The sequence below is a fragment of the Neobacillus niacini NBRC 15566 genome, from assembly GCF_001591505.1.
In the GTDB taxonomy this organism is placed as follows: domain Bacteria; phylum Bacillota; class Bacilli; order Bacillales; family Cytobacillaceae; genus Neobacillus; species Neobacillus niacini.
In genome coordinates, this window is sequence record NZ_BCVA01000003.1 from 59,807 (window position 1) to 83,268 (window position 23,462).

The window sequence follows — 23,462 nt, forward strand, 5'->3', positions numbered from 1 at the left end:
TTAAATAGTAATATTTAATTAAATAGTCATATACATAATGAACATCATTATTGCAGGATTCCAATTTTGAGGGATATGAAAGGTAACGAAGATGAGTATAATCAAGGATTTTTTGCTGCAGCTTACTTTTATGGTAATACCCATATTTATCTACTATACATTTATTACTGAAAGGGTTAAGAATGATAAAAATAGAAAAGTAATCATGACCATGTTGTGGGGGTTATCAATCTTAGCATGCATGTCATTCCCGGTGGTTTTTGGTGAAAATGCTCGATTAGAATTAAGGATTATTCCACTATTGTTAGGTACGTTATATGGTGGAGTTTTTTCAGGAATTCTCCTAACCGGACTTATCATCCTTTATCGTCTATCTCTTGGAATCGATATAGGTTTTTATAACACAGTGCTCGTATTAGTATTATCCCTGCCTGTCATATTGTATTTTCAAAAATCGTTTGCCAGTTCGAAAAAAGGTTTAAGGGTAAAAATGGCTATGAGCCTCTCCTTTTACTATTGTCTTATTGGAATTACTTGGTTTGGTACACTGAGAGGCTTTTCCATAGAAAATCTCATCGTTCCGATTATTCATCTTATCTTTGCAGTGGCAGTTACTTTTTGCTTTACGTTGTTAATTGAAACTATAAGGGAGATACACCAGCTTCGTTTAGAAATGCAAAACACGGAAAAATTGAAGGTAATAGGAGAGTTAACCAGTGTTTTTGCTCATGAAATTAGAAATCCAATGCAAGCAACCCGAGGCTTTCTGCAACTTTTGAACGAGCCGGATTTGCCTGATAAAAAGAAGGAATATATCCAAATATCCCTTGAAGAATTAGACAGAGCAAATGCAATTATTAATGACTTTTTATCTTTTGGAAAACCATCCATTCAGGATAATGAAAGAATCGACGTAGGTTTTCAGATCCAACGTGTGGTTAATATCATTCAAAGCTATACTTTGAACCGAAATGTTGAGATTAGAACGGATATTTCAGATAACTGTTGGATTTATGCTAATCCTCAAAAATTGAACCAGTCTTTGATTAATATTTTGAAAAATGCCATTGAGTCGATGCCTAATGGAGGAATTGTTTGGATTATTTGTTCTTTTACGGATGATGGGTATATAAAGATTAATATTAAGGACCAAGGAATTGGTATGACCAAAAAGCAAATCGATATGCTGGGTTCACCGTATTATTCCTTAAAGGAAAGTGGGACAGGATTAGGAATGATGGTAAGTTTTCAAATTATTCGTTCGTTCAAAGGTAAAATACAAGTGAACAGTAAAAAGGATATTGGGACTGAATTTATTATTCTGTTACCTCAGATAACCTAAAGGACCGCTCAGTTTAACAACTGGGCTTTTTAATTTATCTTTCATAATGCTCATGCGTTATGAACAAACTATACAAACGAACTTTCTTGATTTAAAAAGGGAGAACATTAATGTTAGATTCTGTTGAGATTATCTTTCGAACCTTTACTGCATTTATTTTATTATGGATATTTATCCAAATTCTCGGTAAACAGACCATTGCTCAAAGGACCTATCACCTTTATATCGCTTCCATTACAATGGGTACAATTGCAGGGAATCTAGCTTTCAATATAAAAGTTAGATTCCTGTATTTTATCATTGCCTTTATTATTATGGGTACCATTGTGTTCATGCTGAATCTTGTTGCGGTTCGTAATCCTCGTTTCCAAAAATGGATTGCGGGTGAACCTGCAACTTTAATTCAAGAAGGACAAATTCTAGAAGAATCGATGGAACGAATGGGATATTCATTAGATTCTCTAAAACAGGCTTTGCGTGGGAAAGATATCTTTAATATAAATGAGGTAGAGGTCGCTATTTTGGAGGTAAATGGCTCGCTTTCTGTTTTAAAAAAACCACAATACCAAAATACTACCAAGCAGGATTTAAGTATACTGCCCGCTGCAGAAAGGGTACCGGTAGAGCTGATCCATGATGGGGAAATCATATATGAAAACTTAACCAAAAACACCTACGATGAGGAATGGTTAATGGCTGAACTGAAAAAAAGAAATCTTGCTGTAGGTGACATCTCGTATGCTGTGGTAGGGACAAAAGGAAATTTATATATTGATTTGCTTCGGGATCAATTAAATTAATTTCGTTGGAATTTTTGTAAATAATAAGACAGATACACGATAATGGAGGAGGGCTTAAAATGCAATCTAATCAACAAGCTAAAAAGAAGATAGGTTCTATTATGAAGCCAGATTTTGCTGGAACTGACGCACAAAAGGTAAAACAAGAAATTCAAAAAGATGTCAGCCAAGGACAAGGTGCAATGACATCCCGAGAGGCAGGGGCTATGCAAGATTAAAAAACCACAATTAGTGGTTTTTTTTGTGACTTTTAAACATCTCTTTATGGAGGACAAATCTAAGAGACCCGTTGTGAGATTTGTCCTAAAGATCCTATATGACGGAAAAATTCTTTTGCTAGTTAAATAATTAAGGCAGCTGCTAGATAGAAAATGATTGAAATGAATCCGCCTATGATAGAAACTTTCAATTTATATCTTGCATACTCAACAATTGGCAGATCCATAATGGAAGCGGTTGTAATGGTAGTATCTCCTAGAGGTGAGGCGAGTGCCCCAAAGGCTCCACTAGCAAACACAGCACCTACAGTTAACGGGATAGAGGCACCGGTTGAAACTGCCAAACTAACACCCAATGGCATAAATAATCCCCATGTTCCCCAAGAGGATCCAATAAAGTAGCCCACTACTGAACCAAGCAGGAAAATCGTAGCTGGAGTTAGCCAAGCTGGTAAAAATGCACCCAAGGTTGAACTAATAAAATTAGAAAAACCTAAGTCCTCGGCTGAAAGGGTTAATGACCAAATCAGAACGAGCAGACTAATAGCTTCCATCATCTGATTTCCGCCATCATAAAAATGGTACAAAAGCTCACTAAGATGTTGCCGTCGTATTATATAAAAAATGAAGGACAGGATCAGTGTGATAAACACGGCTAATAGCATGACAAAGGTGGCATCCGCGATAGAAAAAGCATCGAATACTGTTTTTGCTCCTTTATTCCTTCCATCCTGCCACAACAAAAAAAGTGATAACCCTAATAGTAAAAAAACAGGAACAATCAGGTTCCAAGGCTGGGCTTTTACCATTGACAATTCTTTCTTAATGCCAATGCGGTGAAATGCATGCTCTTCCTCTTCCAACTGCTCTTGAACACCTTTTACATTCGAATCCTTCTTGCTATGATTCCAAAAGGTTTGTATCAATCCGATAATGAGCGTGGTAATTGCAAAAAAGTTAAACAGAATACTTAGTAAGAAAACTTCATAGGGAGACATACCAAAATTCAAATCCCGTATACTTCCTTCTACCAAAGAAACCATGAAACCAACAAATGCGGTTGCGACTGGTAAGAGGACTATTACTGATTCTGTTGAAATGTCCATCGTCAGTCCGACTTTTTGCTTCGACACCTTCATTTTTTTCGCAAGGGATTTGACGACAGGACCAATCATCATGATTCGGAACATCGGCATCATAAAGGTAAAAGGAAGGGTAAGCCAGATTAATCCTAGCAGTCCGCGTTCATTCTTTATCTTTGTCCCCACCCATTCTGAAAATCCTTTAATCCCTCCAGAAATGTTCATCATTCCAACCAGACCGCCAAACAAGTAGAGAAACCCAATAATTTTAATATTGGTCTTATCAGATAGGGTTGTGACCATATAGGAAACACTTTGAATCGTTCCATCTAACAAATCTGAGGTAAAAATCAAAGAACCAATTACTAGTCCAACTACTAGACCTGGTAGGATATTTTTTAGCCAGATGGACATGGCAATAACAATGATAAATGGTAAAAGAGAAAGCCATGTATGTTCCAAAACTTCTTCCTCCTTCTTGAGATTGTTATTCTGCATATTCAGTTAGTATTTCCATAAACTAGCTGATAATTTTCTTTAAATAGGGAGATATTTTAAAAAATATGGATTCCCAATATATTTGATAAAGAAAATAGGATGATTTATAATATATATAAATCATATATAATATGCATTATTGTTAATTGGAGGTAATCATGGATGTTATTGATTTTAAAAATATCCTTTGGAGCTATACTAGGCAAATAAATGAAAGGACAAGTAATTTAATTATTTCTCTATGTGACCATCATGGAATTACCACGCTGCAAGGGAGAATTCTTTTAGAAATAGATCAGAATGGTTGGCACACAATTGGCACCTTAGCCAGCCGGCTGCATATTGCCGGAACCAATATTTCAACCATGTGTAAAAAGCTAGAAGGTAAAGGACTTATTTTGCGTGTAAGAGATGAAGGCGATGAAAGAGTAGTCAAGGTAGCTTTATCAGATAAGGGAAAAAGAGTGGTAGAGGAAATAAATCTAGAATTAATTGAGAAAATTTCAAAAGCCATTCAAGGGGAAACAGTCCAATCATTGCACGAAATCATAAACGGTCTAAAACATTTAAATCAATTGCTTGAAAAAATGGATTGAGCAAAGTGACTAATTGTTTAGGAAGATAAGCATAATGAACGTAGACTTAAAACTAAAAGGAGAAATGCATAATGTGGGAAGGGATTGTATCAACCTATGCGTCGATGTTAGATTGGCATATGTGGGCGGAGGTGTTAACCTCACCAAAAGCTTGGGGATTAATACTTTCTTTAGCCGTCCTTGAATGTATCTTATCGGCGGATAATGCGTTAGTATTGTCTGCTTTTGTAAAGCCATTACCAAAAGAGCAGCAAAAAAAAGCTTTAGTATACGGACTTTGGGGAGCATATTTATTTCGATTTATTTTCATTGGATTAGGAACATTTTTAATTAAACTTTGGTGGATTAAATTAATCGGTGCCCTCTACTTGTTGTGGCTTGCAGTCAAATTCTTTAAGGACAAGCTGCTTCACAAGGGTGCAGGAGAAGAGGAAGGGCAAGTACAACCAAAAGGGTGGCTGGTAAAAACATTTGGTTTCTTCTGGGCAACTGTAATAAGTGTTGAGCTTATGGATCTAGCCTTCTCGGTAGACAGTATCTTGACAGCACTCGCGGTATCCGAAGAAGTTTGGGTCATCTTACTTGGCGGAATGATTGGGATACTTTTAATGCGGGGTGTAGCAACATTCTTCATTGCTTTAATGGATAGGGTACCTGAGCTCGAAACAACGGCTTATATTTTAATTAGTTTTATTGCGATTAAGATGGGGTTAACACTGGTGGATATTCATATTGCGAACGAGATTTTTATCGGTTTCTTGGTTTTATCATTCATTGTGACATTCATTATCCATTATATTCGCAAATCCAGAGCAGAAAAGTACTCTCATTAAGAATGAAGTTATCAACCATTTTTGCAACTCAATAGGAACGGCTGCCATGGTGGCAGCTCGTTCTTACCCGTTGTCACATGGAAATTACCTTTTTAGTAGAATCTACGTCTTCTTCTTCTTTTTATATCAAATACAAATAGAAAAGGAAAAAACAGTCTTCTTCTAAATCGATTTCTTCGATTAATTCCGAAGTTTGGCAAATTATTCATTCTCCTTTCTTATAATGAACTTAACATGTCAATTTGTTCCGTCCAATTTAGTAACTCATAAAAGAAGCTCCAACAATGATAAGGAGAATAAACAATACAACGATCAGTACAAAGCTACTGCCGTTATAGCTACCACCATAGCCATAACCGCCGCCACAGCCGAATCCAAAGCCCATATTTTCACCACCTTTTGTAAAAATCCGTAAATAAAACTATTCCTTTTATATATATTTCGTGAGACAAGAATCGATTGGACATTTACCATAGTGTTAAGACAAAATCAACGACTCGATTATAATGTCTAAAAAATGGAAAGAAACTCAACTGAGGTTATTTTTATAGACTATTTTTTTTGTACAAACATCCACACTCTGGTACAGTACAAAACCAAACAGTATGTATAAAAACAAGAAAACTCGCTACAATTATGCAGCGAGTTCTTTTTATATGACAATACCCAATCCAAAACAGGTATCACTTCGACTTGAATTTTTAGAAAAGCCTAGCTAAACGGAACACATAAATAATTTTTGATAAAGCTTTTTTCGTTGATTTTAACACTAAAATATTATTCTACTATCCATTAATGCCTACCAAATATCTCCACGCTCTTTTTTCAATGCCTTCATCTTTTCAACCCATTCATCGACTCGCTGCCGAATTTCCTTGCTTTTTGCATCTGCTTTTTCTCGATTTTCTTTTGCCATTGCGATATAGACTTCTTTGATAGCTTCGCTTCGTTCCATCGCCCAATCTTTTAGTTCCGTTTGCTCGTCATCTGTAATCCATTTATTTTCACCCATTATGGTAATCGCATCTCTTAAACGGTGGGATTCTCGTCTGCTAATGGTCAATAGCTGTAATGGATATTGTTCTCCAATTTTGTACTCATCACCTATTTCCCAACCATCAGGTGCCATGGTAAAGGCCCAGGCAAGATCAAGTGTGGAGGGAAGCCATTCATATTGAATGGTATTTTTTAATTCTTCCGAACTGTCGGCTTTAAAGTACTCGCCGTTTCCTGCTTCGGCAACAGCCTTTAACTGACTTTCTGTATCCCCATCGACATCAAAGCCGATGATGTTGACGGTATTGTTACTGTTCTTTGCAGCCAAGTCTCTACTTGCCTGAATGGGGTCACCGCCGCAGGTTTCAGCTCCGTCACTGACAATATAAATGGTCGTTCCCTCTAGATAATTACTACTCATTTTTGCCGCTTTTTGAATAGCTCCTGCGAGTGGTGTCCATCCTTTACTTTCAAATGAGTCAACTGCCGTCTGGAAAGCTTGTTTCGAGTACTTACCCATTGGATAGATTTCCTCAATCGCCGAGCACGATTCGAACATATCTTTATCGTTTTCCGAACCCTTATGGCCATAAACGACGAGAGAAACCTCACTTGATTGTCCGATAGTTTGCGCAAAGCTTTTTACAGCCTGCTTTGCTATGTCCATTTTTTCTCTGCCATCTGCCTGTAGCAGCATGCTGGAGCTGGCGTCGAGTAAAATGATCGCCTTTTTTGCAGCTTTTTCTTCCTCGTCACCCCCAGACCTTGTCGGATCTGGCAGAAAGGGTTCATCAAACTGAGGTTGATAGGCCATGCTTTTTTCAAGGATATGCTTATAGTGAGGGCTGGCAAGAAGAGCCAGCAATCCTTTTTTGATTGTTTCTAAATCACGCGAGTCTTTTGTCAATTGTTCCAACTGGGATGGTAATTGATTTTTAATTTCAGGGTCCATTTCTGGGATGCTATTGCCAATATCCTTGATATCTTCTTCATATGAGAAATCTGTCATTAAAGTCCCTGGTGGAAGACTCATCAAACTAACCTCAGAAACTTTTAAATTTATTTTTTCTATTTCAACTAAACTATTTTCCTGCTTTTCTTCCTGTTCCATGTTTTGCTTCACTGCAGGTTTGGTTGCGGAATTTTCTTTTTCATTATTGCATGCCGACAGGACAAACGAAATGAGCAGCAATAATAAAAAGCTATGTCGTTTCACGTGTATCCTCCTATTGCTCTTACAAATTATGTATGTTGTTGATAAAAAAACATTCTTATAAAGTTTAACATGAAGATACTTCCTATTAATGAGTCATTCGTAATAGTAAATTAATAGTATTAAAGACAGAATAATTGCAAAGGTTAATAATCCTGGCATAAGAAGAATAGTGTGATATAATTACATGTGTTTTTTAGAAGCGTGTTGATTAACAACCATGATTAAACAGAAACTAGGTGAAAAAAAGAGATGGAACATGAAAAAACAAAAGGTATTTATTTTACTGCGGGTGCGTATATATTTTGGGGAGTTTTACCTATCTACTGGAAATTTATAGATCAAGTTTCAGCCCTGGAAATTTTAGCTCATCGAGTCATTTGGTCTTTTATTTTTATTTTACTAATTGTTGGTCTTTTGAAGCGAAGACTATTAAAAAACTTTTTTCAGGTTCAAATGAAACAGAAAAAAACATGGTTTGGACTATTACTTGCTTCATTATTAATTAGTATTAACTGGTTCGTTTATATATTTGCTGTCAATTCGAACCACATTGTGGAGGCTAGTTTAGGCTATTTTATTAATCCGCTAGTTGCCGTATTGTTAGGAGTATTTGTCTTAGGTGAAAAGATGAATAAGTGGCAGGCAATTTCATTTGTTGTGGCGGGAATGGGTGTAGTCTATATGACGGTGATGCTTGGGACTTTCCCATGGATCGCGTTGATATTGGCCTTATCCTTTGGTTTTTATGGGCTGTCAAAGAAACTAATAAAAGTAGATTCCATATTAGGCTTACTTCTGGAAACATTGTTTATTGTACCGTTCGCTTTATTGTTTTTAGCATATTTGGGTGTAAATGGTCAGCATAGTTTCGCAACCGGGTCCCTGAGGAATGATTTATTTTTACTAGGATCAGGTATCGCTACAGCACTGCCGCTATTATGGTTTGGGATTGGGGCACAAAAGATTCCACTCTATCTCGTGGGCTTCTTACAATACATTGCTCCGACGATAAGTTTACTTCTTGGAGTTCTTATATACGGTGAATCCTTTACAAAGGACCATGCCATTACCTTTTCATTCATATGGATTGCTTTAGTAATTTTCAGTATTTCCAATATTCGTCAAGTGCTAAAGAAAAGACAAATGGTAACAGTAGCTGCAAAAGCAAAGAGCGCTTAGATAAGGTGTACCAATAAACCTTCATTATGATTATTAAATACAATACACGTTAATTGATAAAGAGTAGGGACATCTGTCCTTACTTTTTTTGCCTCTGGAGGTAAAGTTGATTAAATTGTTTAGAGTATTCTCAAAGTGTATACTTACAAAATGAACAACTATTGAGTGTCTGAGGGGGAAAACACAGGTGGAATTTAAACCAAAGGCCATTTTTTTAGATATGGATGGAACGATATTAAATCATCAAAATCAAGTAAGTATACATACAAAAGAGGTTATTGACCAACTGCGTAATCAAGGGTTTTATGTTTTTATTGCTACGGGCAGAGCGTTTGACGAAATAGAGGGAATTGTCCCGGCAGGTTTTCAAGTAGATGGAATCGTAACCTCTAATGGTATGGCTGGATATGTGGGCGATGAGGTGCTCTTTAAACATTCCCTTCCACTTCACCTAGTGGAGGAAGTAATTAAAAAAGCAAGGGACAACAAAGTCTATTACGAACTATTTCCGTATGGAAAGGACCGTATTACCTTAAAACAGGATCAAAGATATGTTGAAAATGAAATAACAGAGCCAAAGCCGGAAAGTGTCGGCATGAATGAGTGGCTTTCCCGTAAGAAAGCGATTAAAGAGGAAATTATGTGGGTAGACGACATTGTTGGAAATGAATTTTCTAAATTCTATTTCTTTGCTAGGTCAAAGGAACATATCAATCGCTGGAAAGAAGAACTAGAACAATTAAAGAGAGAAATAGACTTTACAACTTCGATTTCGTCCGATCATAATGTCGAGGTCATGGTAGCAAACGTGAACAAGGCAACAGGGATACAACAAATGTTAAAGCACTTTGAGTTGTCAGTGACTGAAACAATGGCAATAGGAGATAGTGATAACGACCTGCCAATGCTGCGACTCGTAAATTATTCGGTAGCCATGAAAAATGCTCATGATCGCATTAAAGAAATCGTGGATGACGTTACAGAATTCACTTGTGATGAAGATGGGGTGTCTTATTACCTTAGGTCAAGATTTTTGTCTGAAAAATAGTCATGCTAATGGTGATAAACAATCTCAAATGCCGGAGGGAATCTATTGAAATTAAGCGTTCTCGACCAATCAGTGATCAGCAAAGGGGATTCAGCAAGTACAGCCTTACAAAACACGGTAAAACTTGCTCAATTAACAGAAGAGCTGGGTTATACAAGATTCTGGGTGGCTGAACATCATAATACAAATGGATTGGTGGGTTCCTCACCAGAAATATTAATATCACATATCGCTTCGAACACCAGAAAAATTAGGGTGGGATCAGGCGGTGTACTGCTTCCTCAATATAGCCCATATAAAATCGCCGAGAATTTCAAGGTATTAGAAGCATTATTTCCAAACAGAATTGACGCAGGAATCGGACGTTCCCCCGGCGGTTCCCCCAGCACACGGATGGCGTTAACCGATGGGATACGAAAAAGCCTGAATGAATTCCCTAGGCAGGTTGAAGATTTACAGGGGTTTTTTCTAAATCAACTGCCTATTGAGCACGGTTTTCATGATGTTAAAGCCTATCCTGCCATAGAAAGTTTGCCGGAATTGTGGATTCTAGGAATTACGCATCGGGGGGCAAGGATGGCTGCGGAGCATGGGACTGCATTCACCTTTGGACATTTCATTACCCCAGATAATGGTGAACGGGCAATGGACTTTTATTACACTCATTTTCAGCCATCCCCTTTTCTACAGAAACCTAAAACGAATGTATGTGTATTTGTGGTGTGTGCACAAACTCAGGAAGAGGCTGAAGAATTAGTGTTGAGCCAGGATTTATGGCTGCTTGGAGTGGAAAAGGGGATTGATACCAGGATACCATCCATCCATGAGGCAAAGAAAATCTCCTTAACAGCAGATGAACGAATGAAGCTTCAGAATAATAGAAGACGAATGATTATTGGTACACCAAAAAAGGTAAAAACGGAACTTCTACGGTTGAGTCAAATATACCATACCGATGAATTCATGATCATTACAAATATCTTTAACTTTCAGGACAAAATCCGTTCCTATACTTTATTAGCTGAAGAGTTTAAATGAACGTTCACAAACATTATTGGAAAATAGACAAGAGCAGGAACCTAACTTAGGTATCCTGCTCTTATTTGTTGAGAAACAAAGATGTCTTTTTTCGTTTTGTCTTTCTTTCCTATAAAGTTATGCTTCGGTTTTTACCCAAAGCTGAGACCAGCTCTCTATTTCTCGTAAGACCGATTCTAGTGAACGACCTTTTTCCGTTAATGAATACTCAATTATCACTGGTGTTTCGGGTATTACCTCACGTTTTACTACTCCTTGGTGTTCTAAGTCCTTTAAACGATCAGATAACACTTTTCCACTTATGCCAATAGCAGACTGAATTTCAGAAAACCGCTGCGATCCAGATAATAGCTGATAAATAACTAATGCACTCCATCTTTGACTAAGCAGGGAGATGGCTTTTTCGAATTTTGGACAGATAGTAGGTTGTTTCATACTACATTACACCTCTCTTAATTTTAGTATAGCATAAATTATCATTCCTTTACAAAAGGAAACTAGGTTACTTGACAATATTTAATAACATTAATATACTTACTTACATAAAGTAACTAACATTTTTTTGTTTGTAGATAACAAATTATCATAAGAAAAATAACTATAGGAGGGTTTTTATGAGATTTCATACGAAACCAACTACATTTGTAGGGCATGTCAGAATTAAGGTAGAAAATTTACAGCGTTCAATAAAATTTTATCAAGACGTTCTTGGTTTTGATATTTTAGAAAAAACCAATTCAACAGTAAAACTAACAAGTGATGGAAAAACAAGCATTTTATCACTTGAACAACCTGACAATGTCATTCCAAAAATGGGGAGAACAACAGGTTTATATCATTTCGCCATCCTTTTACCAGAAAGAAAAGATTTAGCCAATATTGTTATTCACTTGGTGAACAAGGGGATAAAATTTGGATCTTCCGATCACCTTGTAAGTGAGGCATTGTATTTAAATGATCCAGATGGAAACGGTATTGAAATTTATATCGATCGGGAGCCTTCAAAGTGGAGCTGGAAAGGCGAAGAAGTGGCCATGACGGTGGATCCACTAGATTTTGAAAATCTATTGACTACTGTTAAACCAGGGGAAATGTGGCAGAGTATGCCAGTAGGAACCGTAATGGGTCATATTCATTTACATGTTTCGGAATTAAAGAAAACAGAAGAATTTTACGTAAAAGGACTTGGATTTGATGTGGTCAATCGGTATGGTGTGCAGGCACTATTCCTTTCAGCTGGAAAGTACCATCATCATATTGGCGTTAATACATGGAACGGGCTAGGGGCACCAACTCCTTCTGTAAACAGTGTAGGTTTAGAATCCTTTACGCTCATTTTACCGAATGAAGAAGCACGGAACAAAACCGTATCTAATTTAAAAAAAATTGGTGCGAATGTGAGGGAAGTAAATGGTTCTTTTGTCACGTATGACCCTTCTGGAAACAAAGTCGAGCTAGCAGTTTAAGTTAAGGAGGAATCCAAATGTTTACTAGTAAACATAACGGCATTGAAATAGGAATTTATACGCTTGCTGATATCGGTCCGGATCCTTTGACAAACAAAACGATAACACCAAAACAACGAATGAATGAAATCATTCAAGCAGCAAAACTTGCGGATGAAGCGGGTCTCGATGTCTTTGGAATAGGAGAACATCATCGTTTGGATTATGCCTCCTCATCACCTGCAGTTATTTTAGCTGCTATTGCACAAGCAACCAATCAGATTAAACTAACCAGTACTACCAGCGTGTTAAGTACGCTTGACCCAGTGCGCTTATTCGAGGATTTTGCCACACTGGATTTGCTTTCAGGTGGCCGGGCAGAAATCTTGGCGGGCCGTGGAGCATTTATCGAATCATTCCCGCTATTTGGATATAGTACAAACGATTATGATGAGCTTTTTACTGAACATATGGAATTACTCTTGCAGTTAAATAAAAATGAAAGAGTCACTTGGTCAGGTAATTTTCGGTCTCCATTAAAAAATGCAGAAATCTCACCTCGACCTATACAAGAGGAAATACCGATTTGGATTGGTGTTGGCGGGACGCCTGAGAGTGCTGTCCGTGCCGGTAAATTTGGGGTTGGCATGGCACTTGCAATTTTAGGGGGAGATCCAGTGCGTTTCAAACCGCTGGTAGATCTTTACCGGAAGGCGGGAATGGAAGCAGGTCATTCATTAAATCATTTAAAGGTGGGAGTAACAGGGCATACTTTTATCGCTGAAACCACTGAGCGAGCTAAAAACGAGTTCTATCCTTATTATTCAAATTATTGGTCCTATGTGAATCGCCAAAGAGGAATGGGATCAAGGATGTCAAGGGCAGACTTCGAGCATATGGCAAGTCCTAATACCGCATTGTTCGTAGGAAGTCCTCAGCAAATTGTGGAGAAGGTTCTTCGTCAGCATGAGCTTTTTGGTCATAAACGTTTTCTAGCACAAGTGGATATAGGCGGGTTACCTTATCATAAAGTAGCCAAAAACATCGAACTGCTAGCAACTGAGGTTGCCCCAGCGATTAAAAAGGCAACGAGTAGATAAAGATAAACAATTAATTGGAGGAAGTCACAATGAAAATAGGAATTGTTGGAGCAAGTGGAAAAGCAGGAAGTCTGATATTGAAAGAAGCAGTGAGCAGAGGGCATAACGTAACCGCGATTGTAAGAAATTCCTCTAAACTTCAGTATAAAAATACAGCAGTCATTGAGAAAGATGTATTCGATTTAACAGCTGATGATTTAACAGCGTTTGATGTGGTTGTAAATGCCTTTGGAGCACCGCTTGGAGAGGAACAAGCTCATGTAGATGCAGGTCATGCGTTAATTGAGGCGTTAAAAGGAACAAAAACAAGATTAGTGGTTGTCGGAGGGGCTGGAAGTCTTTTTGTTGACGAGAATAAAACAGTAAGATTGATTGACACTCCTGAATTTCCGGATTTTGTTAAACCAACAGCAAACGGTCAAGGAAGGAACTTGGAAGAATTACAGGATGTAACCGACTTAACATGGACATTTGTTAGTCCTTCGGCAGTATTTGACGCAGAAGGAAAAAGAACAGGATCTTACAATTCAGGGAAAGATCACCTTCTTGTTAATTCAAAAGGAGAAAGTTATATCAGCTATGCGGATTTTGCCATTGCAGTAATAGATGAAGTTGAAAATCCAAAGCACCTTAATGAAAGATTTACAGTGGTCGGTGAGAAAGAATAAATTAAAAAGAGTCCTGAGACTATCAAGTGTCTTAGGACTCTTTTTGCTATTTATTTACCTCAGGCTGTAGTAGATTGTTTTTTTAAAAGGGGGGGAGCATTACAAATAATGTATTAGCACAGGGTGCTCCAGATTCTAGTGGTGTTGGCGACGGAGTGTTGTTCAATGATGGAATAGGCTGCATTGGTAATGGCTTGTGCTAATGTTTCACCTTTCGCGCGAATGTTATTAAAGCTAACTTCAGATTCTCCGGCAGTTGAAAAAGTAAAGCCGAATTCCTCCAGCCTTTTAACAATTAGCATCGCATGTTCAAGGTTATGTTCAGGTTGAAATTCCGAATCATGAATGAAAACACCCTTTTCATAATCAAACCAACGGTCCCATCGATTTAACTTCCAACCTAGAATTCTCCGTGCAATTGAATCTGTTTTGGTCATTTTGATTACCCCTTTTCTGAATGTTATATAACAGTTTTATTATTTATAGTTATTATATAACACAGGAAGCGAAAATGACCACCATTTTTTTAAAAAAATCTAGATATTTTTTCAGGATTCAATGTTTCTATGTTGTAAAAAGGGAAAAATATTGTATACAACGTAAAGGGAGTGTAATCATGGCAAACTTGAAATATGAAATAAAAGAAACGATAGGAATTATTTCAGAGGGTGCAAAGGGATGGAATAAGGAACTGAATTTAATCAGTTGGAATGATCGCGAGGCAAAATATGATTTGCGTGACTGGGACCAAAACCATGAGAAAATGGGGAAAGGGATTACTCTATCTAAAGAAGAGTTAATTCACTTAAAGAAATTGTTAAGTGAAATGGACTTGAATTAGGAATTAGTGAAATATATTTAATATTGCTTTTTCATAAAAATGCCCAAATTGACAAATACCCTTAAATGTTTTTTTGGTAAAATTAGGGTAAGAACACTATGGTTGTGATTTAAAAACACATGGGAGAGGATTGTTTTGCCTAGTATAAGTAGTTATTTTATAAAAAAAGGTATTAAGGCAGGCGCAAAAAAACTGAAGTTGGAAGAAAAAGAAGTAGCTGAAAGCAGGCAGGTAATTGATTTGTTTGCTCGGAAATTCTCCAAGCTTCCAAACGGCTGTAAGGTTGAACAAATTGAAATCGAAGGAATATACGCAGAGTGGATTTCCAACAAGCAAAGTGTGGATGATAAAGTAATTCTTTACTTACACGGAGGAGGGTATCTTTATTGTTCAGCGGATACCCATCGGACGTTAGCTGCAAGAGTCATGATTGACTCAAGTGTTAAAGTCCTTCTTCCAGAATATCGACTTGCACCCGAACATCCATTTCCTGCAGCGATTGAAGATATTCTTACTATCTATCGATGGCTGCTTAAGCAGGGCTATGACTCATCGAATATCATCTTTGCCGGAGATTCAGCAGGAGGAGGATTATCGGTGGCAGCCACTCATGTGCTTAGAGATCAATATGAACCACTTCCGGCTGCGCTTGTATGTTTATCCCCCTGGGTTGACTTAACGAGTTCGGGTACTAGCTATAGGAAAAACAACGAGAAAGATCCGTATTTGAGGTGTGATCTTGTTCGAAAAACGGCTCAAGCATATGCGGGTGATGAGTCCCTTGACAATCACTTTATTTCTCCCGTATTTGCAGACCTTAGTGGATTTCCACCACTGTTTATTCAGGCGGGGAGTATTGAAATTTTGTTAAGTGATGCACAAATGCTGGCGGATAAGGCAGATCAGGCAGGAGTGAAGGTTCATTTTAAAGTCTGGGAAGGTATGTGGCATGTATGGCAAATCAGTGCCGGATTACCTGAAGCAAAAAAGGCTATAAAAGAAATCGGTGACTTTGTCAAGAAGACATTTAGCGTACGTCGATAAAATTCTATAATTTGTTTTCAGAATCTTCAATTTCTCCTATTGTAAGGAACTATTTATGGATGTAAAATACAGGTAAATAGTAGTGAATGAGTATTCATTCATTGAAAGGAGAAATACTTTTTACAAAGGAAAGAGTTGTAGTACACAAATATTTAATAAAGAGGTGACGGAACATGTCAGAAACGAATCCTTACGATTCTTTTAGGCAAATAAGTATAATGTTGGAAAAGGGATTAAATGGATTATTATTTCAATCTATAAATAACAACCCCTTAATACAAGTAACGAAGATAGGAATTGAGGCGAACTCTAGATACATAGAGTTGCTAAAAAGAAATCGAGAACTGATGGCTAATTATATGAATTTGCCAACAAAAAATGATGTAGCCAATGCGGTCAAACAAACGATGCAGGCAGAAGAAAAGATAGATATTCTCGAAGAGCAAATCTGGAATTTACAAGATCAATTTACTTTAGCTACACAAGAGCAGAATAAGGTGCTTGGAGAAATACTAGATTTTACGAAGCATATTCATATGGAATGGCAAAAAGCGTCACAGGAGCTTGCTGCATTAACACAAGTGAAAAGTGAATTTGAGCAAATGAAGAAGCTTTTGGAGAAAGAAAAGAAAGAGCCAGTTCTAGCAGCCAAATAAAGGTGAAGGAGAAAACATGATGGCGGTTAAATCACTAGTAAATATCCCTGTTTTTGATCTAGAGAGTGAGAAAAGGCGGTGGAATAATATTTATAAAGTTTTGAGCGAACCAAAGCCTGATATTGAATCTACACCTAGAAGAGCTGTATGGAAAAAAGGTAAAGCGGTTTTGTGGTATCACGCTGCTCCAGAGAAGAAGTATACCACGCCCCTTTTCTTAGTTTATTCTCTCTTAAATAAAGCGTATATTCTTGATATCTCTGAAGAAGGAAGTGTGGTTGGCAATCTTACAAAACAGGGTTACGATGTTTATTTGCTAGATTGGGGCTCACCTGGATTGGAGAACAAGGATCTCACATTAGATAACTACCTTCTAGACTATTTGGAAGTTGCTGTAAAAAGGGCCTTAAGACATTCAGATGCAAAAGAAATATCTATGGTGGGTTATTGTATTGGTGGCATGCTTTCGGCAATGCTAACATCACTAACCAATTTGCCCATTAAAAATCTTGTTCTGGCAGCAGTCCCCATTGACTACAGCAATGCAATCGTTCCAAATAAATGGGTGGAAGCTCTTCAAAACGGCACACTGAATTTTGATCGTTTTGCAGATGCGTACGAAGTTATTCCATCAGAGTTTCTATATGCCATCTTTATGGCGCTTCAAGGATTTAACATTGGACCAACTGTAAATCTGGTTACCCGTGCTAACGATCAAAAGTATGTTGATAAGTGGCGGAATATGGACAAATGGATGAAGGATGCCGTTACATTTTCGGGTGCAGCATTTAAGCAAATGATGGATGAATTATACAAAGATAACAAACTAGTAAAAGGTGAAATGAAGATTGGCGGTAAGAAGGTGGATTTAACCAATATTAAATGCAGTACATTGGTGATCACCTCTACAAGGGATGAACTAGTCTTAGAATCACAAAGCCTTCCTATCATGGAGCTTATTTCAAGTGAAGATAAAACTTATCAGCATATTGAGGCAGGGCATGTATCTCTATGCTTAACCGGCCAGTTTGCTTATGCGATTGATCCATGGCTGTCGGCTCGTTCTACTAGATTAATATAACCGCTAATTGGAAAAGCCTTAGCCCTTCGTATGCGGACTAAGGTTTTTGAATTTTTTCGGACACGCTACCTACGATGTGCATAGGTTTGTTGAGAACTCAGCCTAATCCTTTGCCGTTTTTAAGTGGTTTTTTCAAAAAGGTGTAATTGTGCCCGTTAACCTGGAAAAACGAGGTTAGCGGTAACGATAAAGTACGAATCGTGCCCGCTCAGGCTGAAAGAAGAGTTTAATAGTAACGAATACAGTCAAATCGTGCCGACTAAAGCTAGAAGAGAGCGTTTGTTGTAATGAATAGAGATTAATCGTTCCCTTCTTAGTTTGAAAAGGAGCTAGACGGTAACAAATAGAAAAAGCTAAATCTCACTAAGCTCCAAAGGCAAAAAGGCATATTCTCCGTTTCGAATAATATCTCCTTTTCGAACGGGAATAGGATGTTTAAAAAGGGGTCCATCTAGTACTGTGGTATGAAATTCTCCGCCTTCTCCACATGGGTCAATACCACGTGCTTCTAGTTCCTTCACAAATTCATGTGTAAATGTTCTCCCTAGGTCTGCTTCGCGCATTCCCATTGATAAATTCACCGTTACAATCACAGTAGTAAATCCTAGATTAATAAATTCTTCGACAGCTTCGCGATGATTCATTCCCCATAAAGGCATTCCAAGCTTCAAACCAGCATTGTTCGCAACTTTTTCATGCCAACAGCCATGTTCTGGAATATCCAAGTCTCCAGTTACTAACACTTCTGCTCCTTGAATTTTAGCTTTTGATAGAAGGCTCATAAATACAGTTTCATAATCTGTCCAACTTGCAGCTGCTGTATATACCGGTAAACCTATCGATTTCGCCTGGGCTTCAATGAGCTCCGGAGGCATTCCATGGGATCTGGAACGTTTCCCTTCTTCTTCCAGCATGACTATGAGACCAACTGCTTCTCCAACTTTCATAGCTTTATAGAGAGCTAAGACACTATCCTTCCCTCCACTAAAAGAAGCTATAAATTTATGCCCGCAGGCACCATTTTTCCAATCCTTTACTTCTGTCATTCGCATCTATCCCCTTTATTGCTTTTTACAAACTTATATCATTTTATCAGGATTGTTCAATATTAAACTATAAAATTAATGAAAATGAAACTATTTATCACCTTATACGTTTAGGTTATTAGGAAAAATAAAAGGAGATGATTCAATGGAAGTAAATAAATGCCCTAAGTGTAATGGTGTTGAATTTGCAGAAGGGACAGATTTTATGTCCGTAAAACCAGTGGACAAGAAGTTTTCAATGGGCTCCAATAAAATTTATACCTTTTGCTTGAGTTGCGGAGAGGTAATTTCCATAAGGATAGAATCTCCTGCTATTTTTTAGAAAGTAAAGGAATACAACAAGGGGAACATATGGGTGAAATGATTACAAATACCCGAAAATTGGTCATACTCATATTGACTAAATATTAGTGGGAAATAAAGGAGAAATAAATCATGTCAAATATTAAACAGATAATTGTTCCGCATTTATGGTATGACAAGGGGGCAAAAGAAGCAGCCGAATTCTATGCTTCCATATTTCCGGATTCAAAAATTAAGAACGTAACAACCATCCATGACACACCATCAGGCGATTCCGATATCGTCACGTTTGAGCTTTGGGGACAAAAGTTCATGGCAATCAGCGCAGGCCCATATTTCAAAATCAATCCATCTGTGTCCTTTATCGTTAATTTTGACCCATCCCGAGAAAATGACGCAAGTGAAAAACTTAATGAGGTATGGAACAAATTATCCGATGGCGGAACTCCGTTAATGCCACTTGATAAGTATCCGTTTAGTGAGAAGTTTGGTTGGATTCAGGATAAATTTGGTTTATCGTGGCAATTAATGCTTACCAATCCAGAAGGTGAGGAGCGACCTACCATCGTGCCGTCACTTTTGTTCGTGGGAGATCAATGCGGCAAAACAGAAGAGGCGATTAATTTTTATTTATCAGTATTTAAAAACGCAAAGCCTGGACATATCGTCCGTTACCCTAATGGCATGGAACCGGATAAAGAAGGAACCATCATGTTCGCTGATTTTAGAATAGAAAATCAATGGTTTGCCGCAATGGACAGCGCGCACAAGCATAAATTTAATTTTAACGAGGCAATCTCATTTATGGTCTACTGCAACACACAAGAAGAGATTGATTACTACTGGGAAAGGCTCTCTGCTGTTCCAGAAGCAGAGCAATGTGGTTGGCTGAAAGATCAATTTGGCGTATCCTGGCAGATTGTACCAAGTAAGATGGATGAGATGATGAGCAAGGGCACACCAGAGCAAAAGGGGCGTCTAACAAAAGCATTTCTTAAAATGAAGAAATTTGATCTTGCCGAATTACAGAAAGCATATGAGGATAATGAGAAGGAAAGCTTATAAAGAATTGGAAGACAGGTTATAAATTGAATAGTTACAGTTAAAGAGCATTTCCTTGTCATGAGGAATGCTTTTTTTATGGGTATTAACAATAATAATAACATAAAAAAAGATAATTATTTATTGTAAAACGATAAATATCGTGATACTATCAAATAGAAAATAAATTAGTGAGGTGCTTTTTATGAAAATAGGGTCAACATTATTTTTAAGAATGGCTGTATTTCTTATTGGAACACCAGTTCTTGCTTTAGGTATATTCGGGTTAACGTGGTTACCTAAAAATCCAGTAAATCCAGATTATGACCATATACTATATCCAATCGTAATTGGTATGTATTTATCGGTGATACCGTTTTTCGGAGCATTGGTTCAGGCTTTCAAACTTTTAAGCTATATTGACAAAAACCAAGCTTTCTCTGATTTGTCTGTTAAAGCTCTTAAGAATATCAAAATCTGTGCAATCACAATCAGTGTTTTATATGTGATCCTATTACCATTTGTTTATGTCGTAGCAGAGCTCGATGACGCCCCTGGTCTTATCATAATCGGAATGGTTCCTGTCTTTGCTTCAATGGTAATTGCCGTCTTTGCTGCTGTTCTTCAAAGACTTTTAAAAGAAGCGATTGATATAAAATCTGAAAATGACTTAACGGTCTGAGGTGATAACGATGGCAATTATAATCAATATTGATGTGATGCTAGCTAAAAGGAAAATGAGCGTAACGGAGCTTTCTGAAAGAGTTGGAATCACGATGGCGAACCTTTCTATATTGAAAAATGGAAAGGCAAAAGCGGTCCGATTTGCAACTTTAGAGGCAATTTGTAAGGCGTTAGATTGTCAACCGGGAGATATCTTGGAATATAGAAGTGATGAGGACACTCCATAAGACTAATTTTTCATATATAATTTTGGAGGCGCAAATTGTGAAAGCACTAAAACAACTCGTTCGTTTTGGTTGGGAGCAGGCCCTATCTTGTTTGTTTCCTGTTGTTATTTTTGCCTCTTTGGCTTTAACTAAAATTTTGCCGCTTCCCTTGCTGCCGCGGTATGATTGGCTGCTCATCATCTGCCTTCTCATGCAGTGGTGGATGGTGCGTTCAGGGCTTGAGACTCTTGATGAATTAAAGGTGATAACATTGTTCCATTTAATTGGACTCGCTCTTGAACTTTTCAAGACACACATGGGCTCCTGGTCGTATCCAGAGGAAGGATATTTCAAAATATTTGGAGTTCCTTTGTACAGCGGATTCATGTATGCCAGTGTCGCAAGTTATCTATGTCAGGCGTGGCGGAGGATGAAAGTAGAACTCGTTAAGTGGCCGCCGTTCTTGGTCGTTGTACCTCTTTGTGCTGCAATTTATTTGAATTTTTTCACCCATCATTTTTGGATTGATGTTCGTTGGTATTTAACAGCTTTTGTCATAATTGTTTTTTGGCAATCATGGGTTACTTATGGGGTTGGTGGAACTCGTTACCGTATGCCACTCGCACTTGCTTTCGTACTCATCGGATTCTTTATCTGGATAGCTGAAAATATTGCCACGTTCTTTGGCGCTTGGGAATATCCAAACCAAACAGAGGCTTGGAGTCTTGTTCATCTAGGAAAGGTGAGTTCATGGCTGTTATTAGTGATTGTAAGTTTCCTTATCGTAGCCACGCTAAAGCTGGTTAAGGGAAGTAATTCCACCAAAATAGATAGGGGTGCATTCAGACAGCTCTTGTGAATGTGAAGGCTGCCTTTTCCTAATCTAGCAGTCTTTTGAAGTGCCCAAGGTTAAATCTTACCGAAAACAACATTTAATGCGAAAATAGCCTTCTAAAAAAGGTCGGATCCTTAGAATTAGTAAGGTTCCGACCTTTTTAGGTAGAAGATTTCCATTGTAATACATGATTACGTCGACCAATAGGGAATATAAATGTAGAATGCGCTAGTGGTGGTATTGACTACGAAACGATGATTTGAAAGGGAGGCAAGGTATGAGGCATATTCGTACCCGACTGCTTGAATACAATATGGACCCAGTTCAAACTGATTATCTTTCGGTTATTCTTATGATTCTTTTTATTGTGTTCCTCTGTATAGCTGCAAATTTTCTCACAAAAAAGGTAGTAATGAGAGTCATTACTCACTTTATTACTCATAACAAATTCGAGTGGGATGATATGCTGTTAGAAAGGAAGGTGTTTCATAGATTATCACATATTGTTCCGGCCATTATTATTTATTACTTTTCTCCAACCTTCCCTGACTTTCAACTGTTGATAGAAAAAGGTGCAATGACCTATCTTATCGTGGTTACGTTAATGGTCACGAATAGTTTTTTAAAAGCTTCTAATGATATTTATTTAACCTTTGAAATCTCCAAGATTAAGCCAATCAAGGGGTATATTCAGGTAGTTCAAATGATCATTTTCATTCTCGGGGGAATTGTCATTATCGCACATTGGCTGGGAGAGAGTCCTTTTATTCTTCTCAGCGGGATTGGTGCTTTATCAGCTGTTCTTCTAATCGTGTTTAGAGATTCACTTCTAGGACTTGTAGCTGGTATTCAGTTAGCGGCCAATGATATGGTGCGAGTGGGTGATTGGATTGAAATGCCTAAATATGAGGCGGATGGAGATATCATTGATATTTCTTTGAATACGGTAAAAGTTCAAAACTTTGATAAAACGATTACGACGATTCCAAGCTACGCTCTTATTTCAGACTCTTTTAAAAATTGGAGAGGGATGCAAGCTTCTGGGGGACGCCGAATTAAGCGTTCTTTATTTATCGACACCAACAGTATCAAGTTTTGCACCGAAGAAATGATAGAGAAGTTCAAAACAATCCAATTTCTTAATGAGTACATAACTTCTAAGGAACGTGAAATTGCTGAACACAATGCTAAGAATGAAATTAACCGGAATAATCCAGTCAATGGCCGTGCTCTGACCAATATCGGAGTTTTCAGAGCGTATATTATTCAATATCTTCAACATCACCTGGGAATTAGTAAAGAAAAGACTTTACTCGTAAGACAACTGGCGCCAACTGAAAATGGGCTACCTCTTGAAGTTTATGCTTTTACCAATGATATTCGCTGGGATGTGTATGAAACCATACAATCCGATATTTTTGATCATCTTTTTGCAGTAGCATTTGAATTTGGACTTCATTTATTCCAGAATCCATCTGGGAATGACTTTAGAAACATGTTGGAAGACAATTTGGAGGGAATGAGAGAGAGGAGTAATAGATAACTACTCAAAACAATGCTTTCCACAAATGGAAGAGTGCCAGGTATCTTCCGACTTTTTGGTAGGTGCCTGGCACATTGTACAGGAAATTATTCTCTTTTATTTACCATGAGACGTTACACAGTA

Annotated in this window: 26 protein-coding genes and 1 pseudogene; 21 read left to right on the forward strand and 6 right to left on the reverse strand. The window is 37.7% G+C overall.

Annotation, left to right across the window (positions count from 1 at the left end; all coding sequences use genetic code 11):
• The first annotated feature begins 91 nt into the window (after window positions 1-91).
• The 3 genes from BANA01_RS03765 to BANA01_RS29810 all read left to right on the forward strand — a co-directional run bounded on the left by BANA01_RS03765 (window position 92) and on the right by BANA01_RS29810 (window position 2,360).
• On the forward strand, window positions 92-1,342 hold the full coding sequence (locus BANA01_RS03765; RefSeq protein WP_082799373.1) for an ATP-binding protein: 1,251 nt from the start codon (window positions 92-94) through the stop codon (window positions 1,340-1,342).
• A 110-nt stretch (window positions 1,343-1,452) separates the two neighbouring features.
• Window positions 1,453-2,142 carry a DUF421 domain-containing protein gene (locus BANA01_RS03770; RefSeq protein WP_063251719.1) on the forward strand — a complete coding sequence of 230 codons (690 nt, stop codon included), beginning with the start codon at window positions 1,453-1,455 and terminating at the stop codon, window positions 2,140-2,142.
• 59 nt (window positions 2,143-2,201) lie between these two features.
• Window positions 2,202-2,360: a hypothetical protein gene (locus BANA01_RS29810; protein WP_169803644.1), complete on the forward strand. Its 159-nt coding sequence runs from the start codon at window positions 2,202-2,204 to the stop codon at window positions 2,358-2,360.
• Window positions 2,361-2,482: 122 nt separating this feature from the next.
• Here the strand turns inward: BANA01_RS29810 and BANA01_RS03775 are convergent, their stop codons facing one another.
• Complete coding sequence (locus tag BANA01_RS03775; RefSeq protein ID WP_063251720.1) at window positions 2,483-3,904, reverse strand: Na+/H+ antiporter NhaC family protein; 1,422 nt, start codon at window positions 3,902-3,904, stop codon at window positions 2,483-2,485.
• A gap of 194 nt (window positions 3,905-4,098) precedes the next feature.
• Here BANA01_RS03775 and BANA01_RS03780 point away from each other — a divergent pair, with 194 nt between their 5' ends.
• Together BANA01_RS03780 and BANA01_RS03785 are read left to right on the forward strand one after the other, a co-directional pair.
• A complete protein-coding gene (locus BANA01_RS03780) occupies window positions 4,099-4,536 on the forward strand; it encodes a MarR family winged helix-turn-helix transcriptional regulator (RefSeq protein ID WP_063251721.1) in 438 nt (145 codons plus the stop codon).
• A gap of 71 nt (window positions 4,537-4,607) precedes the next feature.
• Window positions 4,608-5,369: a TerC family protein gene (locus BANA01_RS03785; RefSeq protein WP_063251722.1), complete on the forward strand. Its 762-nt coding sequence runs from the start codon at window positions 4,608-4,610 to the stop codon at window positions 5,367-5,369.
• Window positions 5,370-5,625: 256 nt separating this feature from the next.
• Here the strand turns inward: BANA01_RS03785 and BANA01_RS30815 are convergent.
• Both BANA01_RS30815 and BANA01_RS03790 read right to left on the reverse strand, forming a co-directional pair.
• Window positions 5,626-5,703, reverse strand: a pseudogene (locus tag BANA01_RS30815) (YjcZ family sporulation protein); the annotation flags it as partial.
• A gap of 465 nt (window positions 5,704-6,168) precedes the next feature.
• A complete protein-coding gene (locus tag BANA01_RS03790; protein WP_063251723.1) occupies window positions 6,169-7,581 on the reverse strand; it encodes a vWA domain-containing protein in 1,413 nt (470 codons plus the stop codon).
• A 249-nt stretch (window positions 7,582-7,830) separates the two neighbouring features.
• Here BANA01_RS03790 and rarD point away from each other — a divergent pair, with 249 nt between their 5' ends.
• From rarD to BANA01_RS03805, 3 genes are all read left to right on the forward strand, one after another.
• Window positions 7,831-8,760: an EamA family transporter RarD gene (rarD, locus tag BANA01_RS03795; RefSeq protein ID WP_063251724.1), complete on the forward strand. Its 930-nt coding sequence runs from the start codon at window positions 7,831-7,833 to the stop codon at window positions 8,758-8,760.
• Window positions 8,761-8,947: 187 nt separating this feature from the next.
• On the forward strand, window positions 8,948-9,808 hold the full coding sequence (locus BANA01_RS03800) for an HAD family hydrolase (RefSeq protein WP_157411715.1): 861 nt from the start codon (window positions 8,948-8,950) through the stop codon (window positions 9,806-9,808).
• Between the two features lie 45 nt (window positions 9,809-9,853).
• On the forward strand, window positions 9,854-10,846 hold the full coding sequence (locus tag BANA01_RS03805; RefSeq protein ID WP_063251725.1) for an LLM class flavin-dependent oxidoreductase: 993 nt from the start codon (window positions 9,854-9,856) through the stop codon (window positions 10,844-10,846).
• Between the two features lie 117 nt (window positions 10,847-10,963).
• On the opposite strand, the gene BANA01_RS03810 is transcribed toward BANA01_RS03805, so the two are convergent.
• Window positions 10,964-11,281 (reverse strand): winged helix-turn-helix transcriptional regulator, encoded by a 318-nt coding sequence (locus tag BANA01_RS03810; protein ID WP_063251726.1) that lies wholly within the window; start codon window positions 11,279-11,281, stop codon window positions 10,964-10,966.
• 179 nt (window positions 11,282-11,460) lie between these two features.
• Here BANA01_RS03810 and BANA01_RS03815 point away from each other — a divergent pair, with 179 nt between their 5' ends.
• From BANA01_RS03815 to BANA01_RS03825, 3 genes are read left to right on the forward strand one after another with little or no spacing between them, the layout of a single operon-like run.
• Window positions 11,461-12,312 (forward strand): VOC family protein, encoded by an 852-nt coding sequence (locus BANA01_RS03815; protein WP_063251727.1) that lies wholly within the window; start codon window positions 11,461-11,463, stop codon window positions 12,310-12,312.
• A gap of 17 nt (window positions 12,313-12,329) precedes the next feature.
• Window positions 12,330-13,391 carry an LLM class flavin-dependent oxidoreductase gene (locus BANA01_RS03820; RefSeq protein ID WP_063251728.1) on the forward strand — a complete coding sequence of 354 codons (1,062 nt, stop codon included), beginning with the start codon at window positions 12,330-12,332 and terminating at the stop codon, window positions 13,389-13,391.
• Between the two features lie 29 nt (window positions 13,392-13,420).
• On the forward strand, window positions 13,421-14,059 hold the full coding sequence (locus BANA01_RS03825) for an NAD(P)-dependent oxidoreductase (protein WP_063251729.1): 639 nt from the start codon (window positions 13,421-13,423) through the stop codon (window positions 14,057-14,059).
• Between the two features lie 113 nt (window positions 14,060-14,172).
• Here BANA01_RS03825 and BANA01_RS03830 read toward each other — a convergent pair whose 3' ends face one another.
• Window positions 14,173-14,496: a BC1872 family protein gene (locus BANA01_RS03830; RefSeq protein WP_063251730.1), complete on the reverse strand. Its 324-nt coding sequence runs from the start codon at window positions 14,494-14,496 to the stop codon at window positions 14,173-14,175.
• Between the two features lie 179 nt (window positions 14,497-14,675).
• Here BANA01_RS03830 and BANA01_RS03835 point away from each other — a divergent pair, with 179 nt between their 5' ends.
• The 4 genes from BANA01_RS03835 to BANA01_RS03850 all read left to right on the forward strand — a co-directional run bounded on the left by BANA01_RS03835 (window position 14,676) and on the right by BANA01_RS03850 (window position 17,681).
• A complete protein-coding gene (locus BANA01_RS03835; RefSeq protein ID WP_063251899.1) occupies window positions 14,676-14,900 on the forward strand; it encodes a YdbC family protein in 225 nt (74 codons plus the stop codon).
• Window positions 14,901-15,035: 135 nt separating this feature from the next.
• Window positions 15,036-15,944: an alpha/beta hydrolase gene (locus BANA01_RS03840; RefSeq protein ID WP_063251731.1), complete on the forward strand. Its 909-nt coding sequence runs from the start codon at window positions 15,036-15,038 to the stop codon at window positions 15,942-15,944.
• A gap of 173 nt (window positions 15,945-16,117) precedes the next feature.
• On the forward strand, window positions 16,118-16,600 hold the full coding sequence (locus BANA01_RS03845) for a hypothetical protein (RefSeq protein WP_063251732.1): 483 nt from the start codon (window positions 16,118-16,120) through the stop codon (window positions 16,598-16,600).
• Window positions 16,601-16,619: 19 nt separating this feature from the next.
• Window positions 16,620-17,681 carry an alpha/beta fold hydrolase gene (locus tag BANA01_RS03850; RefSeq protein ID WP_063251733.1) on the forward strand — a complete coding sequence of 354 codons (1,062 nt, stop codon included), beginning with the start codon at window positions 16,620-16,622 and terminating at the stop codon, window positions 17,679-17,681.
• A gap of 353 nt (window positions 17,682-18,034) precedes the next feature.
• Here BANA01_RS03850 and BANA01_RS03855 read toward each other — a convergent pair whose 3' ends face one another.
• Window positions 18,035-18,727, reverse strand: coding sequence for a Dph6-related ATP pyrophosphatase (locus tag BANA01_RS03855; RefSeq protein WP_063251734.1), 693 nt, complete (start codon window positions 18,725-18,727; stop codon window positions 18,035-18,037).
• A gap of 145 nt (window positions 18,728-18,872) precedes the next feature.
• Between BANA01_RS03855 and BANA01_RS29815 the strand changes: the two genes are divergently transcribed.
• The 6 genes from BANA01_RS29815 to BANA01_RS03880 all read left to right on the forward strand — a co-directional run bounded on the left by BANA01_RS29815 (window position 18,873) and on the right by BANA01_RS03880 (window position 23,339).
• Window positions 18,873-19,049, forward strand: coding sequence for a hypothetical protein (locus tag BANA01_RS29815; protein WP_169803645.1), 177 nt, complete (start codon window positions 18,873-18,875; stop codon window positions 19,047-19,049).
• A 113-nt stretch (window positions 19,050-19,162) separates the two neighbouring features.
• The gene (locus tag BANA01_RS03860) at window positions 19,163-20,095 is read left to right on the forward strand and encodes a VOC family protein (protein WP_063251735.1); all 933 of its coding nucleotides are present in this window, start codon (window positions 19,163-19,165) and stop codon (window positions 20,093-20,095) included.
• A gap of 181 nt (window positions 20,096-20,276) precedes the next feature.
• Window positions 20,277-20,753 carry a DUF2975 domain-containing protein gene (locus tag BANA01_RS03865; RefSeq protein WP_063251736.1) on the forward strand — a complete coding sequence of 159 codons (477 nt, stop codon included), beginning with the start codon at window positions 20,277-20,279 and terminating at the stop codon, window positions 20,751-20,753.
• Between the two features lie 10 nt (window positions 20,754-20,763).
• A complete protein-coding gene (locus BANA01_RS03870; protein WP_063251737.1) occupies window positions 20,764-20,982 on the forward strand; it encodes a helix-turn-helix domain-containing protein in 219 nt (72 codons plus the stop codon).
• 37 nt (window positions 20,983-21,019) lie between these two features.
• Entirely contained in the window at window positions 21,020-21,820 is an 801-nt protein-coding gene (locus BANA01_RS03875; protein ID WP_063251738.1) for a DUF817 domain-containing protein, read from the forward strand.
• Between the two features lie 253 nt (window positions 21,821-22,073).
• The gene (locus tag BANA01_RS03880; RefSeq protein WP_063251739.1) at window positions 22,074-23,339 is read left to right on the forward strand and encodes a mechanosensitive ion channel family protein; all 1,266 of its coding nucleotides are present in this window, start codon (window positions 22,074-22,076) and stop codon (window positions 23,337-23,339) included.
• Window positions 23,340-23,462 lie beyond the last annotated feature (123 nt).

Excerpts from the sequence above, each read along its gene's own strand:
- BANA01_RS29810 (WP_169803644.1), top strand. The coding sequence starts at position 2,202 with ATGCAATCTAATCAACAAGCTAAAAAGAAGATAGGTTCTATTATGAAG.
- BANA01_RS03765 (WP_082799373.1), top strand. The coding sequence starts at position 92 with ATGAGTATAATCAAGGATTTTTTGCTGCAGCTTACTTTTATGGTAATA.
- BANA01_RS03820 (WP_063251728.1), top strand. The coding sequence starts at position 12,330 with ATGTTTACTAGTAAACATAACGGCATTGAAATAGGAATTTATACGCTT.
- BANA01_RS03845 (WP_063251732.1), top strand. The coding sequence starts at position 16,118 with ATGTCAGAAACGAATCCTTACGATTCTTTTAGGCAAATAAGTATAATG.
- BANA01_RS03770 (WP_063251719.1), top strand. The coding sequence starts at position 1,453 with ATGTTAGATTCTGTTGAGATTATCTTTCGAACCTTTACTGCATTTATT.
- BANA01_RS03830 (WP_063251730.1), bottom strand. The coding sequence starts at position 14,496 with ATGACCAAAACAGATTCAATTGCACGGAGAATTCTAGGTTGGAAGTTA.
- BANA01_RS03780 (WP_063251721.1), top strand. The coding sequence starts at position 4,099 with ATGGATGTTATTGATTTTAAAAATATCCTTTGGAGCTATACTAGGCAA.
- BANA01_RS03835 (WP_063251899.1), top strand. The coding sequence starts at position 14,676 with ATGGCAAACTTGAAATATGAAATAAAAGAAACGATAGGAATTATTTCA.
- BANA01_RS03880 (WP_063251739.1), top strand. The coding sequence starts at position 22,074 with ATGAGGCATATTCGTACCCGACTGCTTGAATACAATATGGACCCAGTT.
- BANA01_RS03825 (WP_063251729.1), top strand. The coding sequence starts at position 13,421 with ATGAAAATAGGAATTGTTGGAGCAAGTGGAAAAGCAGGAAGTCTGATA.
- BANA01_RS03865 (WP_063251736.1), top strand. The coding sequence starts at position 20,277 with ATGAAAATAGGGTCAACATTATTTTTAAGAATGGCTGTATTTCTTATT.
- BANA01_RS03815 (WP_063251727.1), top strand. The coding sequence starts at position 11,461 with ATGAGATTTCATACGAAACCAACTACATTTGTAGGGCATGTCAGAATT.
- BANA01_RS03785 (WP_063251722.1), top strand. The coding sequence starts at position 4,608 with ATGTGGGAAGGGATTGTATCAACCTATGCGTCGATGTTAGATTGGCAT.
- BANA01_RS29815 (WP_169803645.1), top strand. The coding sequence starts at position 18,873 with ATGGAAGTAAATAAATGCCCTAAGTGTAATGGTGTTGAATTTGCAGAA.
- BANA01_RS03850 (WP_063251733.1), top strand. The coding sequence starts at position 16,620 with ATGGCGGTTAAATCACTAGTAAATATCCCTGTTTTTGATCTAGAGAGT.
- rarD (WP_063251724.1), top strand. The coding sequence starts at position 7,831 with ATGGAACATGAAAAAACAAAAGGTATTTATTTTACTGCGGGTGCGTAT.
- BANA01_RS03870 (WP_063251737.1), top strand. The coding sequence starts at position 20,764 with ATGGCAATTATAATCAATATTGATGTGATGCTAGCTAAAAGGAAAATG.
- BANA01_RS03810 (WP_063251726.1), bottom strand. The coding sequence starts at position 11,281 with ATGAAACAACCTACTATCTGTCCAAAATTCGAAAAAGCCATCTCCCTG.
- BANA01_RS03855 (WP_063251734.1), bottom strand. The coding sequence starts at position 18,727 with ATGACAGAAGTAAAGGATTGGAAAAATGGTGCCTGCGGGCATAAATTT.
- BANA01_RS03860 (WP_063251735.1), top strand. The coding sequence starts at position 19,163 with ATGTCAAATATTAAACAGATAATTGTTCCGCATTTATGGTATGACAAG.